Below are 16,036 nucleotides of genomic sequence, written 5' to 3' on the forward strand. Positions count from 1 at the left end.
CACCACATACACCACAAAGGGGACAGGCACCTTTGTGGTGGTTTTGCCAGGCAACGATGACAGAACCGTAACGTTTCCCCAGATAAAACCTGCCAAAATAAACCTGTCCCTTTTTGGCAGGTTTCTAGAAAGGCTTTTCGGACTGTGAAGGATTCCGATCTCTCCACAACGGCTGCGCGCGATGCCGCCCGCATCGTTTGGTTTAAGCGCTATCCCGCCAAGCAGACGCTCGTCGCATTTTTGCTCGCCCTGCTGGCGACCACGGCGTTTTCCATCGATCCCGCCCCGGTGTCGAGCAACGCGGTCCTGGCGATCGATCCAAAGGCCTCGGGCATGCTTTACGTGTGCTACGAGGTACTCCTCTCATTTGCCGGCCATACCGACGCTGTGATGCTGCTCGCGCTGGCCTGCCTGCTCACGCTGCCGTTTCGCTATGTGTTCTTTGGCCGCGGTGACGCTTGGCGCCCCTCGGTCGTGCTGCCGTCGCTATTCTTTGCCGTCTGCATGGTGTTCGGCCGCAGTTACGACCTCACCGATTCGGCCGAGATTGTGCTGGGCGACAAGGCGCGCGTTATCTGCGCCTGGATTGGCGGCGCGGGCTGGATGCTTCTGGCGATTGTGTCCTTCTATCTGGCTTTTGAGTTTTTGGATTGGTTGAGTTCTCGCCGCATTCCGTTTTCGGAGGCGCATTTTGGCCGCGTGTGGCGTGTTACCCACGCCGTGCTCTCGGTCCATCCTTTTGTTGGGCCGTTTCTTGTACTCATGATTGTCTGGGCGCCCACGCTTATCGCCTCGCTGCCCGGCCTCTTTATGGGAGATACGGGCGCGCAGATTCGCCAATGGTTCAACTACCCCAACGGCACGAGCGACTACCTGCGCCTGCTTAACCCCAACGTGCTGATCAACGGCCATCATCCGGTGGTGCACACGGCCATCATCGGCTCGTGTGTGCAACTGGGGTTTTCGCTATTCAATAGCGCCAATGCGGGTCTAGCCATCTACACCTGCGCCCAATTTGTCATCACGGCCGCCTGCGTGGCCTATTCCATATCGTCGCTGCGCAAGCTGGGCGTGAGCCTGCCGGTCCGCGGCGTCATCTTGCTGTTCTTTGCGTTTATGCCGATGTTCTCCAACTACGCGGCGCTGCTGACCAAAGACGTACTGTTTGCCGATGCGTTTCTGGTACTGCTCGTTCAGACCGTCAAGCTCGTGGCATGTGGCCTGCCCCGTCGCGATGTCAATGCCGAGCGTGCGGGCGAGCGCACGCCTGTGCTCTTTGCGCGCCACGACTGGCTGTTGCTCGTGCTGGGCGCCATGGGTTCCACGTTTTTGCGCAATGGCGGCCTGGTCTTTCCGTTGGCGGCCTGCGTGATCGCGGCGGCGTTTTGCGCCTGGGACGCGCATGTGGCCCGTCGCGTGGTCAAACAGTCTGGCGTCGCACCCTCATGCGCCACGCCGCGCTTCCGCTGGGCCGGCGTTCTCGCGGTGCTCGTGCTCTGCCTTGCCTCCAACATGTACTTTACCAAGGTCTTTATGCCCGCGCACGATATCACGCCGGGCTCCAAGCGCGAGATCCTCTCGATTCCGTTTCAACAGACGGCGCGCTTCGTCCAAAAGCACGACGGCCTTAATTCGGGCGTTAACCCCAAGGTCAAAGACGACGGCACGATTGAGGAAGCTCCCTGCGACGGTCTGGTGACCGATAAGGAACGCGCTGCGATCGATCGGGTGCTCAAGTACGAGAATCTGGGCCGTCGCTACAACCCGGATAAGTCGGATGCCGTAAAAAACTGTTTTAACGAGTACGCCTCGCAGGAGGACATCAAGGCCTATTTTGAGGTGTGGGCCCAGATGTTCAAAAAGGATCCCGAGTGCTATATCTCGGCGCTCATCAATAACTACTACGGCTACTTTTATCCGAGTGCCCGCGATGCGTGGGTCTACAGCACGGCGCGCAGTGCCGAGATCATGGCGAAGCCCGATAACCTCAAGTACTTCGACTTCCATCCGGTCGATAGCAAGGTTGTGCGCTGGTGCGACCACCTGATCAACCTGTATCGCGTGGCAGTACAACGCATCCCGTTTATCTCGCTCACCATGAGCTCGGCTACCTATGTGTGGATCATGATCGCTGTGGTGGTCTATCTGCTACGTCGTCATTCGTGGCGCGGGCTGGCCATTTGGGTGCCGCTGCTGGGCGTGCTCGCCGTGTGCCTGATCGGTCCCTGCAACGGCTCGACCTACATGCGCTACCTGTATCCAGTCATCGCCTGCATGCCCTTCGCCATCGGCGCCACCATCACCCGCAGCGACCTTCTCTGGTTCTAACTTGGTGCAAAGGGGGCAGGTTGCTTTGCACCAAGGGGCTGCATCATCACGACGCCTTCATTTTGGGGTTTATCTCGCAGGCCACTAGGTATATCATAACGACGTTTGTTTATATTGCCCGAGCATCTGCGCTGGGCTTTAGGTCGAAACCGATAGGAGACACGTATGTCCGGACACTCTAAGTGGGCCACAACCAAGCATCGTAAGGGCGCGCAGGACGCCAAGCGTTCCGCCCTCTTCTCCAAGCTGAGCCGCAACATCACCGTTGCTGCCCGTCTCGGCGGCGACCCGCTGCCCGAGAACAACGCCAGCCTCGCCGCTGCCGTTGCCAAGGCCAAGGCTCAGTCCATGCCCAAGGACAAGATCAAGTCCGCTATCGACAAGGCCTTCGGTTCGGGTGCCGATGCCGCCGTCTACGAGAACATCGTGTACGAGGGCTATGGTCCCGCCGGCGTTGCCGTCTACGTCGACTGCCTGACCGATAACCGCAACCGTACCGCCGCCGATGTCCGTTCCGCCTTCTCCCACGCTGGCGGCAACCTGGGCACCTCCGGCTCCGTCGCCTTCCAGTTTGAGCGCAAGGGCCAGATCGTCGTCGCCAAGGAGATCCTGGACGAGAACGCCAAGAAGGAGACCATGATCGCCAACGGTGCTGCCGGTGACGAGGAAGAGTTCATGATGGCTATCGCCGAGGCCGGTGGCGACGACTACGAGGACGCCGGCGAGGAGTGGATCGTTTGGACCGCCGCCAACGACGTCATGGCTGTTTCCAAGGCGCTCGAGGAGCAGGGCATCCAGGTCAAGGGCTCCGATACCACTATGGTTCCGACCACCCCGACCGAGGTTTCCGGTGCCGACGCCAAGAAGGTCCAGCGCCTCATCGACCGTCTCGAGGAGCTCGACGACGTTCAGGATGTTTACAGCACCATGGACATGACCGACGAGGTCATCGCTGCCCTCGAGGAGGAGTAGCGCCTGCACGGGTTAAGCCGTGCATATCTGGGCATAATGAAGCGAGCATACAAGCCTCGTGGAATAGATGAGCCGGATCCGCGTGCGTATGGCACCGGACCCGGCTCTTTTATAATGATGCGAATCGTTTTGCATTCTGTGGACCGAAACCTGAAGGGAGCGCGCGTGCGCGTACTCAAACGAGCCCTAGCAATCGTGTACCTTGCCGCCGCCATCGTGGCGCTGGGCACGCTTGTCTGCCAGTTCTGGGGACCGTATACGTATCGCTTTATGCTGCTGTTGCGTGACACCATGCCTCGCGTCGTCGTTACGGTGTGCGCCGCCATCGTGGCACTTGGCGTGCTCATCGGGTTTTTCCGCCTGATGTTCGCGCGTCGCGAGCCGTCCTGCGTGCATCCGGCGGGGGAGCGCAACATCGAGGTCACCCTCGCAGCGCTTTCCTCGTGCGCTCGCGCTGCGGCAGAGCGCGACGACCGTGTGATGGTCGAGCATGTCGAGGCGCGCGTGCAGGGTTCCGACGAATCGCTCGTCCGTTTTAAGGTCGACGCCATCGCGCTCGATGACCGGGACGTGGCCTCCCTTGCAACCGCGATGCAGCAACGTATCGAGGAGGCCTGCGACACCATGCTCGGCACGCCGGGCACGACCGCGCGCGTCCGTTTTTTGCCGTCCAAGACTACCGTCCAGACCGTGGAGGTTTCCGGTGAGTGATACCAACCAAGACAAGACTGTCCGCACCCCGCGCCTGACCATCGATCAGAGCGCTGCGCCGGCGAGCGAGGTCGTCGATTCCAAGGCGGAGAGCACCGAGTCGCATGACGCGGTCGCCAACGACTTTGACGAGGCCATGGGTCTCATCAAGGGTACGGGGGCGGCCATCTGGAGCTATGCCGTCCGTCATCCCAACACCACGCTCGGAGCCGTCGCTGGTTTTGTGCTCGCCGTGCTGGTGCTCACGCTCGGCCTGTGGGACACACTCGTCATCGCATTCTTTGTGCTGATCGGCGCCGTGATTGGCCAGATCCGTGACGGCGAGAACGGGATCGTCAACTTCTTCGGCCGTCTGTTTAGCGGCCGCTAGTATGTATTCGACCGCCGCGTGTGCGGTGGGCATAAGGAGGAACCATGGCTTTTAACACGAAGGTCGATGTGGCCGATACCGAGCTCGAGGCAGACGAGACCGTCGCCGCCGAGGCTGAGGACGTAACGCTCGAGGACGGGGCGCTCGTCGAGGCCGAGCCCGCCGACGATGCGGACGAGGATGATGAGGAAGCGGACGAGTCCGAGGATTCGCTGACCTATTCCAACGGTGTGATCGAGAAGATCGTCGCCATGGCCACCCGCGAGGTGCCGCACGTCCTGGGCATGAAGGGCAACCTTATGCACTTTGTTCAGGAGCAGTTTGGTGCCGAGAACCTGACCAAGGGCGTGACGGTCGAGGTCACCGATGACAACCGCGTGGTCGTCAACATTTCCGTCATTATCGAGTACGGCGCCTACGCACCCGCGATTTTCGACGACGTTAAGGCGCGCGTGACCGAGCGTCTGGCCGCGATGACCGGCCTTGAGGTGGCAGGCGTCAACCTGCGCATCGAGGATGTCATCACCCCCGAGGAGTACGAGCATCGCACCAGCCAGCACGAGTAACCTACCAAATAGGGACAGGTTTGTTTCGATAGGTTTTACCTGCGAAAACGCTAAACGGTCGACCGCGCAAGCAAAAGTGCGGTCGACCGTTTTCTATATGCCCTCGATGTAGTCATTCCGCTCGTCTAACTTAGGGTTGCAATCTTCGCGTTCCGCGTTACCCTAATGGGCGCATTGTTTCCAAATTGTTAACGAGGGGTTGCCGTAATGGCCGACGAGCACGAAACAGAAAGCAAGGCATGGGCGATTGAGGCCGCCGCGGCAGAGGCGGCATCGCGTGCCGCCGAGGAGGTGCATCGTCCTCCCGTGGTGCCGATGGAGCGCGTGGTCGATCGCGCCGATATCGAGCGCGGCGAGCGTGCCGGTCAAAAGCGCAGCCAGGAGCCGGGCTTCCCGCGCTTTTTCGCCGAGCTCAATCTGGGCCTGATCCTCACGGCGTTCGCCATCGTGGCCTTTAAAACCCCCAATCACTTTGCCTTCGGCGGAACCTCGGGCGTGTCGGTCATTCTTTCCACGCTGTTCCCGACTCTGCCCGTCGGCGTCTTTATGTGGATCATCAATGCGGTTCTCGTCGTCTTGGGCTTTATCTTTTTGGAGCGCAAGGCAATCCTGTGGAGCGTTTTTGCCTCGTTTGCGCTTTCGGCCTACGTCTCGCTGTTTGAGCTCTTCATTCCGACGGATGTTTCGATGACGGGAGATATGTGGCTCGACCTGTGCTTTGCCGTGATTTTGCCGGCGCTGGGCAGTGCCATTGTCTTTGATATTGGCGCCTCGACGGGCGGCACCGATATCCTTGCCATGATCCTCAAGCGTCGCACGACGCTCGAGATCGGACGCGCCTTGCTACTGGTCGATATCGGCATCGTGACCATCGCGGCCTTTTTGTACGGTCCGCGCGTTGGCCTGTACTGCGTGCTCGGCCTGTTTGCCAAGACGCTTGTGGTCGACAAGGCCATCGAGAGCATTCACTTGCGCAAGGTCTGTACGATTATTTGCGCAGAGCCACGCAAAGTCGAGGAGTTTATCGTCAAGCATCTCAACCGCACGGCAACGATCAGCCGCGGCTACGGTGCCTTCTCGGGCAATTGCGTGACGGTGATCATGAGCGTGCTGAGCCGTCGCGAAGCAGTGCAACTGCGCCGCTATACCCGCGATATCGATCCAGATGCGTTTATCACAATCGTTGACAGCTCCGAGATCGTGGGCAAGGGCTTCCGCGGCACGAACTAGCGCGGATATACCCTTCGAACCATTGAATAAAGCCGCCTACGTTTCAAATCGGTCATCTTGGGGTATTTGTCCCCACATTGCGCGATAATGTTGCCAAAGACGTCGTTTGCGATCCAGGTGATTCGCTCTAGATACGAAGGGATGATTTCGATGTTCTGTTCGCAGTGTGGCGCCCCCATGGGCGATAACGACAAGTTCTGCGGCGTGTGCGGTGCCCCTAATACCGAGGCCCCCCATGCCTCTGCCGGTTCCGTCCCGCAGGGCCAGCCCCAGCCGCAGCCGTTCGTTGCGTCCCAGCCGGCTATGAACGTGCCCAAGGGCTGCATGGCGCAGGCCTTCAACGACATGATAAAGGTTCCCGGCGCCCTGGTTCGCGTATGTCAGATTGCCTTTTTGCCGGCGCTGATCTGCGTCGTATCGGTGCTGGTGCTGTTTATCCCCGTTATCGGTGGCATCGCGGCGGCCATTGGCTTTTTGCTCGCTTACGTGGCAAGCGTGTGCGGCGCTGGCTTTGCAATCGAGTGGGGTCGCGACCTGTCGCTCAAGGACGATAACGGCATGGAGCGTCCGCTGCTGCGCTCGACCTCCTTTGGACTGGGCATCTTCTCGTCTGTCATTACGAACGTACTCGGGTTCGTGGCCATTATTCCAGTGATTGGCGTGGTGTTCTCGGTGCTTGAGAGCGCTGTGATCGGTGCCGTTGGTTCGTACTATTACTTCGGTTCGAGCGGCCTCGAGGGTGCACTCATCGGGTCGATGGGTCTGCTTGTCTTTGCCATGATCGTATCGGCGGTGTTGGGCATTTTCTTTAAGATGTTTGGTGACGCTGCCGTGATGCACTTTGCAGTCGCCGGTCGCGTGGAAAGCGCGTTTTCGCTCGAGAAGGTCTGGAAGTCCTATAAGGCCAACCTGGGCAAGCTGTTCTGCGCCTCGATTCTCCCCGAGTTTTTGACGGGCATTGTTTCCAATATCATCACCTGGATTTTCACCGCCATCTTTGGCTTTGTTGCCGCGCTGGGCATTAGCAGCTATGGCTACTATTCTCGTCCTTCGGGTCTTGAGGCTATCATCGAGGGTGGCGGCATTACGCTCATCCTGTTCCTGATGATCGTTGCCTTTGTCACCGTGTTCCTGAATGTGTTTGGCACGATGCTCAAATATCGTGCCGTTGGCTACTGGGCCGCGCGCCATGCCAGCGAGTGGGCCGATGAGGATACCGACGATGTCCTGACGTTCGTGCTCCCGGGTGAGAAGAAGCCTGCTCCTGCGGGGTTCAATCCCACGGCCGCCACTGGTGCTGCCCCTGCGCCTGCCCCTGCCCCGGCACCCGCGCCTGCACCCGCGCCTGCACCTGCCCCGGCACCCGCGCCCGCGCCTGCGCCCGAGGCGACGCCTGCGGAACCCGATTGGAATGCCGTTGCCACGCCGGCGGATGAGCCGGGCGATAATCCTGCTGCCGAAAACAATCAAACCGAATAGTCGGTCGAGGCGCCCTGGGCAACTGAGCCCGGGGTGCCTTTTTCTACTGCGAAAGCAAGAAAATGCCTGGGAAAACGGTTGCAGCAAAATTTCTCGGAAATTGGTCAATGTTGCGCAACAACGTCGCGGCTATTGTTGAGAACATAGTCATGTAAGGTTTGAAGGCGTGCAACGCCTTAGGAAAAGGAGAAGCTTATGTTCTGTCCCACTTGTGGTTCTCCCATTTCGGATGATGCCAAATTCTGCCCCGTCTGCGGTTCTGCCGTCGGTGCGGCTTCCGCTGCTCCTGCTCCGCAGCCCGCGCCTCAGCCCCAGCCCGCACCTCAGCCCCAGCCTGCTCCGCAGCCCACGCAGATTCAGCCTACTCCGGTTCAGGCAGTTCAGCCTCAGCCTCAGCAGCAGTACGCCGGGCAGCAGCAGTATGCTCAGCAGCCTGCACCTGCCCCGATGGGCTATGCTCCGGTTAAGACCGACCGTGGCGTGATCGGCTGGCTCCTGCTTTCCATCGTGACCTGCGGCATCTATTCGTATTACTTCCTCTATTGCCTCGCCCGCGACATCAATGTCATGTGCCAGGACGACGGCGATTCCACGCCGGGTCTGGCGACATTCATCCTGCTGTCGTTTGTGACCTGCGGCTTCTACGGACTCTACTGGTACTACAAGATCGGTAACCGCCTGCAGGCTAACGCTCCTCGCTATGGCCTGACGTTCCAGGAGAACGGCACCACCGTTCTTATGTGGCAGATTGTCGGCGCGCTGCTGTGCGGCCTTGGCCCCATCTTTGCCATGAACATCATCATCAAGAACACCAATGCCATGGCAACGGCTTACAACGCCCGTCTTGGCGTTCGTGCCTAACGATAAGAGCGGCGTGAACAGCTCCCAGGGACATAAGGGCGCGGCGGAACTCATTCGCCGCGCCCTTTCTTGCATCGGTGTGCTCTTTGTCGCCTGGCTTGCGCTCTACCTGCTCGACATCGGCTGCGTGTTTCGCCTGATGACGGGCATTCCCTGCCCGGGATGTGGCATGACGAGGGCCTGGCTGGCGGCGCTGCGCCTCGATTTTGCGGCGGCCTTCGCTTATCATCCGCTTTTTTGGGTGGTGCCGATTGCGTTCGTGCTCGCGTTCGTGCGCGAGGAGGTGGCATCGAGCAAGCTAAAGCGCGGCATCGACATTGCGGTTATTGTTCTGTGCGTGCTGGTCGTCGCCGTATGGATCGTGCGCCTCATCAATCCGGCAGATGCCGGTCTACTCTTTGGCGGCCATGCGCCCGCCGGAGTCCCCGACGATATCATCCACCTCGAAACCCCACGCTGGCTCACCATCCTTCGCTCTTACCTGTCGTAACGGAGGACACGCTAGAAAAGCAGTCGACACACAAGCGGGGGCGAACGTTGAGATAACGTTCGCCCCCGCTTTGCTCTAGCCAGGTTGTTACGGGTGGGTGTGACGGCTACTCGCCATGCTTCTCTTCGTGACGAGCGGCGGTGCGAGCTTCGTGGATGCCCTTGATTGCGGCATGGCGAGCCGTGCGGGCATCATGGATGGCGTCACGAGCCTCGGCGGACATCGCCTTGGCAGAGCGTAACTTGGCGGCCAAGGCAGGATTGTTTTCGGCGACTGCGGCGATAGCGGGGCCGTCGAGCTCCTCTTGCGTGGGCTCGGCCAAAAAGTCGATAGCATACTGAGCGGCTACCATGGAGCCCTTGGCGAGCACGCTCTCGTCGATCTTATAGAAGCAGGAGTGCTGGGCATAGGTGGCGCCGATCTGGGGGTTGCGCGTGCCCACAAAGGCAAGCACACCCGGTACACGGCGCAGGTACTCCGAAAAATCCTCGCCCGAAAGCGTGCCGCGATAATGGCCTTCGCCGGCTGCACCCAGACACTTGACCACGGCCTGACGACAACGCTCACTCGAGGCGACGTCGTTTTCGACCTTGTAGTTGGCGATGGTGTAGTCGGTAAGTTCAGCCTCGGCGCCCAGGGCCGCCGCAGTGTGCTCTACGATGCGGCGCATGAGCTCGGGCATTTCCTCGTGCGTCGAATCGCCATAGGTGCGCACCGTGCCGGCGAGGTAGGCGGTACCGGCGATAACGTTGCGCGCAGTGCCGCCGTGCAGCTCGCCGACGGTAATGACGGCCGGTTCGTAGGGGCTGATCTCGCGCGAAACGATGGTCTGCAGGGCGTTGACGATCTCGGCCGCCACCATGACGGCGTCGTGGCCGCGCTGGGGCATGGCGCCGTGGCACGAGGTGCCGCGGACATCAATGCGGAACCAGTCGGTATTGGCCATGCGCGGACCGGGCTCGCAGCTTACGGTGCCGGCGTCGACCTCACTCCAGATGTGTGCGGCGTAGGCGCCATCGACGCCGTCGAGCACATCCGTGCCGATCATGAGTTTGGCGCCTTGGCCGTTTTCCTCACTGGGTTGGAAGACGATGCGGACCTCGCCGTGGATGTCGTCGGTCATATGGCGCAGGATCTGCAGCGTGCCGAGCATCATGGCAATGTGGCAGTCGTGGCCGCAGGCGTGCATGCAGCCCTCGTTGACGCTGGCGAACTCCTCGCCGGTCTGCTCGGTGACGGGTAGGGCGTCGATATCCGCGCGCAGCAGGATGCGGCGGCGCGGCGTGCCGTCCTCGCGGTAGGCGTCGGGTGCGGTGCCGCGAAGGGTCGCCACCAGGCCCGTCTTAAGCGGGCGCTCGTAGGGGATATTCATGGCGTCGAGCTGGTTGGCGATGTCAGAAGTCGTGCGCTCTTCGGCGAGGCTCAACTCCGGGTGCTTATGGAAGTGCCGGCGCTGCTTGATGATGTAGGGCTCAAACTCGGCGGCGATATCTTGGATGGCTGCGGTGACGTCATCAGCCGCGCGAGCCTCGGTCGCTGCCATAATTTGCTGTGCCTTGGTCTTCGTCATGGTCGATTTGCTCCTTGCTGGTTTATCGCAAAATCGTACAGGCTCTTTCCAGTATGCCACCTGCCACTTGGGGACGGGGCAGAAATGGTAGAAATGGATACCTCCGTAACCTTGACAGGTCCAAATTGCTTGTGCACGCAGCCTTGAATGCGGCTTTCAAGCTTGAAATCTACCATTTCTACCCCGTCCCCAAGGGGCAGGCGAGGCCGTTGGGGTTGGGAAAGGTGCCGTTTACCGCTTGACGTTTTGCAGCTGTGGCGGTGGAGTACACTCGGGGGTGTTGAATTTCCTGCCAGAGATGGGGATGCCCATGCAACATATCGATCGGATTATCCGCTCTAAGAACGTCTTTACCTCGCAAGATGGCATCGATACCGCCCGTGAGCTGGCGATTGCCATCGCAGGCGACCGTATCGTCGCAGTCGGCAAGCCCGATGACGTGATCGCCGCCGCGCCTTCCGCCACGCCGGTTATCGACTACGGCGAGCAGTTTGTCTGCCCCGGTTTCCATGACGCTCATCTGCACTTCTTTCATACCTCGGTCGGTTCCTCGCCGTATATGCTCATGGATGGGGGCACGTCCGAGGTGGCGCTGGTGCGGCACGCGCTCGAGTTTTCCCAGGATCTGCCCGACGACGCTTGGGTTGTGACGCAGGGCTGGCGCGACTACCGTTGGGACCCGCCCGAGCATCCTACCAAGGCGTCGCTCGATGCGGTATTTCCCGATCGTCCTTGCGTTATGTACTCGGGCGACGGCCACACGCTGTGGCTCAACAGTCGCGCTCTCGAGGCGCTCGGCGTCACGCGCGATAGCGAGCCGCCAGCGGGCGGCAGCTACGACAAGGACGCAAACGGTGAGCTCACGGGCATTGCTCACGAGGCGGCCGCCATGCAGCTGTTGCCGCGCTGCCTTGAGTGGCTGGGCGAAGATCGCATCGCAAGCGCTTACGCCGATCAAATGAGGCGCATGGCCGAGCAGGGCATCACCTCGATCTGCGACATGTCGCTCATGCCCATGCCGGGCTGCGATTTTATCCGCGACGACGTCTACGACAAACTGCAGACAGCCGGCAAGCTGGGCATTCGTGCCCATCTGTTCCCCACGCTGCTGGATGACCAGTCGCGTCTAGAAGAGCTGCAGGCACGTTACGCGAACAACGCACTGCTTTCGGCGCCGGGCTTTAAGCAGTTCTTTGACGGCGTGTCGAGCGAACATACGGCATATCTCACCGAGCCCTATACCAATCCGCGCTTCCCGGGCGACCAAGGCCGTCTGACGGTTTCCGCCGAGCGCATGCGCAAGCTGGTTCTGGCGGCTGCGGAGCGCGGCCGCGCCGTGCGCATCCACGTTATCGGCGACGGTGCGATTCATGCCGCGCTGGATATCTTCGAGGAAGCCGCCGGTCTGTACGGCCTGCCCCAGCACGGCCACAACACGCTCGAGCACCTGGAGAACCTCCTGCCCGAGGACATCGACCGCCTGCGCAAGCTCAACGTGGTCGCCTCGAGCCAGCCCTGCCACATTACGCTCGACCCGGGTGGACCGGAGCGCGATTTGGGCTTGGAGCGCAGCCGCATCATGTGGCCGTTCGCAACCTATAAGCAGCGCGGCATTCGCCAAGCCTTCGGTACCGACAGCCCCATCACGCCCGTTACCAGCATGGACGTGCTCTACACGGCTATCACGCGCCAGGACCCCAAAAGCCACTGGCCCGAGGGCGGCTGGTTGCCGAGCGAGCGCATCGACGCGGCAACGGCTTTGCGCAACTACACCTTGGGCAGCGCCTATGCAGCAGGCGACGAGCAAAACCTCGGCAGCTTGGAGCCCGGCAAGTATGCTGACCTGGTAGTCTTGGACCAAAACCCGCTCACCGTTGACCCCCAAGAGCTTCAGGCCACCAACGTTCAGGCCACCTACCTGGCAGGTAACGTAATCTACGAGCGCTGATGCTCATGCCGTGTCGTTAAACTCGGCCCGGGCGACTTATTTTGGGATGGCGCTCGAGCCACGTCTGCATATCGGTGGGGACTCGTTATGAGCGTCCCTGCTCTGCCGGATTTGTGCGTGGGGTGGAGGCGCTGCTGCCCCGCGCGTTCAAATTGGACATTTGCAATGCTGCCTCATGGTGTTTTGCATACTTCCCATTACAGATTGCATAAAAAGGTTGGGATGTTCTTTCTGGCCCTGATGTACCCCCGCCTGGGCCGTGCAAAAAACGGAGTATTCAGCACTGCGAGCTCTGCCGGCGCCGTTGCGGTCGGGTAATGTCATGGGGATTGACGTCATTTTGGCGTCCGGGCAGGCACGAGGCATGCCTTTATGCCCTGATGGGGTCTGCCTGCCGACCCAAATCGCCGGTCGAAGGCGTCCTTGGGACCAATAAGATGTGTCTGGCGCGTATACAGCCATCCTGGTCTGCTGAATACTCCCAAAAATGCACGGTGCTCCCCAGGGGACCCGTGCGTGCAGCGAAAGCCATGCCCATGTTCCTATCCACATCGCCATTTTGCTGCACTGACGTTTCTGAATGCCGCGCCCGAACTAGTTAACTTGGCTCCCGTGTGGCTCCGGAGGGGCGGGGCATAAGGTTTGTCGCGAGTTCCGCACGAGCCGAAGGCCACTTAATGTGGCCTTCGTGCGAGCAGGACTGCCCGAGCAGGAAACCTTATGCCCCGCCCCTCCGGCGCCACACGGGAGCTGCGCACAAGTTATCCCCCCGGCATTCAGAAAATCTAAGTGCCAAAAAATAAGATTTTTTGACTCTGTGTTGTATAACCCGCCATTCGTGGGTACCATTCAACGCGTACGCAAACAAATGGGGTTAATTCGCGTGGCATAACCACGCGGCCCAAAAAGGAGGAGACAAGCATGTCGTCATTGAAACCGCTTGCAGATCGTGTTCTGGTCAAGCCCGACGAGGCCGAGCAGAAGACCGCTTCTGGTCTGTATATCGCCAGCAACGCTCAGGAGAAGCCGCAGCGCGGCACCGTCGTTGCCGTTGGCGCTGGCAAGGTCAACGACAAGGGTGAGCGCATCCCCATGGACGTCAAGGAAGGCGACGTTGTCATCTACGGCAAGTTCGGTGGCAACGAGGTCAAGGTCGACGGCGAGAAGTATCTGCTGATGCGCGCCGACGACATTTACGCCGTCGTCGAGGCCTAGTCTCATCAGGCTCTCTGATTCGTCTTTGAACGCGGTCGCCGCATAGGACTCGGAAGCGGCGACGTGAGTCACATTTCTTTTGGAGGATTACCTACCATGGCAAAGAACATTACGTTCAATACCGATGCCCGCGCTAAGCTCGCCAAGGGCGTCAACACTCTGGCCGATGCCGTTACCGTCACCATGGGCCCCAAGGGTCGCTATGTCGCCCTGCAGCGCACGTTCGGTGCCCCGACCATCACCAACGACGGCGTTTCCGTCGCCAAGGAGATCGAGCTCGAGGACAACATCGAGAACATGGGTGCCCAGCTGGTGAAGGAGGTCGCCACCAAGACCAACGACACCGTGGGTGACGGCACCACCACCGCAACCCTGCTCGCTCAGGCCATCGTTAACGACGGTCTTCGCAACGTCGCCGCTGGCGCCAACCCGCTGGCCATCCGTCGCGGCATCGACAAGGCCGTCAACGCCGCCGTCGCCGAGATGAAGAAGCAGGCCAAGCCGGTCGAGACCAAGGAGCAGATTGCTTCCGTCGGTACCATCTCCGCCGGTGACCCCGAGGTCGGCGAGAAGATCGCCGAGGCCATGGAAGTCGTGGGCAAGGACGGCGTCATCACCGTCGAGGATTCCCAGACGTTCGACATCACCATCGACACCGTCGAGGGCATGCAGTTCGATAAGGGCTACGTCTCCGCTTACTTCGTCACGGACAACGACCGCATGGAGGCCGTGATGAAGGATCCGTACATCCTCATCACCGACCAGAAGATCTCCAGCGTCCAGGACATCATGCCTGTTCTCGAGGCTGTCCAGCGCGCTGGCCGTGGCCTGCTCATCATCGCTGAGGACATCGACGGCGAGGCTCTGCCCACCCTCGTCCTCAACAAGATCCGCGGCGCCCTCAACGTCTGCGCCGTCAAGGCTCCGGGCTACGGTGATCGCCGCAAGCGCATTCTCGAGGACATCGCCGTCCTCACCGGTGGTCAGGCTGCTCTGGACGAGCTGGGCGTGAAGGTCGCTGACATCACCGCCGATATGCTCGGTACCGCTAAGTCCGTCACCATCTCCAAGGACAACACCGTCATCGTCGGCGGCGCTGGCTCCAAGGAGGCCATCGACGCCCGTATTGCTCAGATCAAGGGCGAGATGGAGAACACCACCTCTGACTTCGACCGCGAGAAGCTCCAGGAGCGCCTGGCCAAGCTCTCCGGTGGCGTTGCCGTCATCAAGGTCGGCGCTGCCACCGAGTCCGAGCTCAAGGAGATCAAGCATCGCGTCGAGGACGCCCTGCAGGCAACCCGCGCTGCTGTCGAGGAGGGCATTGTCGCTGGCGGCGGCGTCGCCTTCATGGACGCTGTTCCTGCGCTCGATGCAGTCGAGATCGACGACCCCGAGGAGAAGATCGGCGTCGACATCGTCAAGAAGGCTCTGACCGCTCCGGTCGCAACCATTGCCAAGAACGCTGGCTTTGAGGGCGCTGTCGTGGTCGACAAGGTCGCCGAGCTGCCCGCTGGCCAGGGTCTCAACTCTGCCAGCGGCGAGTGGGGCGACATGATCGAGATGGGCGTCCTCGACCCCGTCAAGGTCAGCCGCGTCACCCTGCAGAACGCTGCTTCTGTCGCCAGCCTGATCCTCATCACCGAGGCCACGGTTTCCGATGTGCCCAAGAACACTCAGCTTGAGGATGCTATCGCTGCTGCTACCGCTGGTCAGCAGGGCGGCGGTATGTACTAAGGCCGACAAGGTCTAGAACTCCCACCGGGAATCCGGGGGCGTGACGGGGCTTCTCTCCGGAACGTCCTCGGACATGCAAAGAGGCTCCGCATCGCGCTTCGCGCTGCGGAGCCTCTTTGCGTCCTGCGGAATGTTCCGGAGAGAAGCCCCGTCACGCCCCCGGATTCCCTACGTTTACGGCCTTGAGGTCGGCGGGCGGAGAACGTGGTTGTTGGGGATACGTATCCCGGACGCTGTTTCGCGCTTTGCGCGAAAAGCGCGTTACTTTGGGGAGGGTGGGGAACGTGGTTGTCGCGGCAACTGAACCCCACCATAAATTACCCTTGGCATACTTGCGCGAAAGCCTGCTCGTGCTAGACTTGGAATTGCTGTTTCAGGGCGGGGTGAAATTCCCCACTGGCGGTAAATCGGACGGTGCCAGAGGGGCACCGTGGCGCAGGCGAGGTGCCTGCGTCCGAGCCGATGAGTCCGCGACCCGTGCGTGCGTTGGTTCGCATGTCGGCTGAACTGGTGAGATCCCAGTACCAACGGTTAGAGTCCGGATGAAAGAGGCAGGTGATCT

General features: G+C 60.6%; 13 protein-coding genes and 1 riboswitch. Of the genes, 12 read left to right on the forward strand and 1 reads right to left on the reverse strand.

What is annotated here, in order from left to right:
• Positions 1-144 precede the first annotated feature (144 nt).
• The 9 genes from ACQRCA_RS02605 (at position 145) to ACQRCA_RS02645 (ending at position 9,007) form a co-directional block, all read left to right on the forward strand.
• Positions 145-2,328 carry a DUF6020 family protein gene (locus ACQRCA_RS02605; RefSeq protein ID WP_427718271.1) on the forward strand — a complete coding sequence of 728 codons (2,184 nt, stop codon included), beginning with the start codon at positions 145-147 and terminating at the stop codon, positions 2,326-2,328.
• A 165-nt stretch (positions 2,329-2,493) separates the two neighbouring features.
• The gene (locus ACQRCA_RS02610) at positions 2,494-3,300 is read left to right on the forward strand and encodes a YebC/PmpR family DNA-binding transcriptional regulator (RefSeq protein WP_427718274.1); all 807 of its coding nucleotides are present in this window, start codon (positions 2,494-2,496) and stop codon (positions 3,298-3,300) included.
• 165 nt (positions 3,301-3,465) lie between these two features.
• Positions 3,466-4,011: a hypothetical protein gene (locus ACQRCA_RS02615; RefSeq protein WP_195838499.1), complete on the forward strand. Its 546-nt coding sequence runs from the start codon at positions 3,466-3,468 to the stop codon at positions 4,009-4,011.
• The gene (locus ACQRCA_RS02620; protein ID WP_427718277.1) at positions 4,004-4,381 is read left to right on the forward strand and encodes a DUF2273 domain-containing protein; all 378 of its coding nucleotides are present in this window, start codon (positions 4,004-4,006) and stop codon (positions 4,379-4,381) included. The genes ACQRCA_RS02615 and ACQRCA_RS02620 overlap by 8 nt, the downstream gene beginning before the upstream one ends.
• A gap of 44 nt (positions 4,382-4,425) precedes the next feature.
• Positions 4,426-4,947 carry an Asp23/Gls24 family envelope stress response protein gene (locus tag ACQRCA_RS02625; RefSeq protein WP_154514821.1) on the forward strand — a complete coding sequence of 174 codons (522 nt, stop codon included), beginning with the start codon at positions 4,426-4,428 and terminating at the stop codon, positions 4,945-4,947.
• Positions 4,948-5,154: 207 nt separating this feature from the next.
• Positions 5,155-6,177 (forward strand): YitT family protein, encoded by a 1,023-nt coding sequence (locus tag ACQRCA_RS02630; RefSeq protein WP_427718279.1) that lies wholly within the window; start codon positions 5,155-5,157, stop codon positions 6,175-6,177.
• A gap of 150 nt (positions 6,178-6,327) precedes the next feature.
• The gene (locus tag ACQRCA_RS02635; RefSeq protein ID WP_427718282.1) at positions 6,328-7,656 is read left to right on the forward strand and encodes a zinc-ribbon domain-containing protein; all 1,329 of its coding nucleotides are present in this window, start codon (positions 6,328-6,330) and stop codon (positions 7,654-7,656) included.
• A 195-nt stretch (positions 7,657-7,851) separates the two neighbouring features.
• Positions 7,852-8,517: a DUF4234 domain-containing protein gene (locus tag ACQRCA_RS02640; protein ID WP_427718284.1), complete on the forward strand. Its 666-nt coding sequence runs from the start codon at positions 7,852-7,854 to the stop codon at positions 8,515-8,517.
• 13 nt (positions 8,518-8,530) lie between these two features.
• Entirely contained in the window at positions 8,531-9,007 is a 477-nt protein-coding gene (locus tag ACQRCA_RS02645) for a DUF2752 domain-containing protein (RefSeq protein WP_427718287.1), read from the forward strand.
• Positions 9,008-9,113: 106 nt separating this feature from the next.
• On the opposite strand, the gene ACQRCA_RS02650 is transcribed toward ACQRCA_RS02645, so the two are convergent.
• Positions 9,114-10,577 carry a M20 family metallopeptidase gene (locus ACQRCA_RS02650; protein WP_427718289.1) on the reverse strand — a complete coding sequence of 488 codons (1,464 nt, stop codon included), beginning with the start codon at positions 10,575-10,577 and terminating at the stop codon, positions 9,114-9,116.
• 304 nt (positions 10,578-10,881) lie between these two features.
• Between ACQRCA_RS02650 and ACQRCA_RS02655 the strand changes: the two genes are divergently transcribed.
• The 3 genes from ACQRCA_RS02655 (at position 10,882) to groL (ending at position 15,474) form a co-directional block, all read left to right on the forward strand.
• Positions 10,882-12,525, forward strand: coding sequence for an amidohydrolase (locus ACQRCA_RS02655; RefSeq protein ID WP_427718291.1), 1,644 nt, complete (start codon positions 10,882-10,884; stop codon positions 12,523-12,525).
• Between the two features lie 921 nt (positions 12,526-13,446).
• A complete protein-coding gene (gene groES, locus ACQRCA_RS02660) occupies positions 13,447-13,740 on the forward strand; it encodes a co-chaperone GroES (protein WP_427718293.1) in 294 nt (97 codons plus the stop codon).
• A gap of 96 nt (positions 13,741-13,836) precedes the next feature.
• Positions 13,837-15,474: a chaperonin GroEL gene (groL, locus tag ACQRCA_RS02665; RefSeq protein WP_154514811.1), complete on the forward strand. Its 1,638-nt coding sequence runs from the start codon at positions 13,837-13,839 to the stop codon at positions 15,472-15,474.
• 365 nt (positions 15,475-15,839) lie between these two features.
• A riboswitch (FMN riboswitch) is annotated at positions 15,840-16,032 on the forward strand.
• Positions 16,033-16,036 lie beyond the last annotated feature (4 nt).

The sequence above is a fragment of the Collinsella sp. SGI.095 genome (assembly GCF_050314535.1).
In the GTDB taxonomy this organism is placed as follows: Bacteria; Actinomycetota; Coriobacteriia; order Coriobacteriales; family Coriobacteriaceae; genus Collinsella.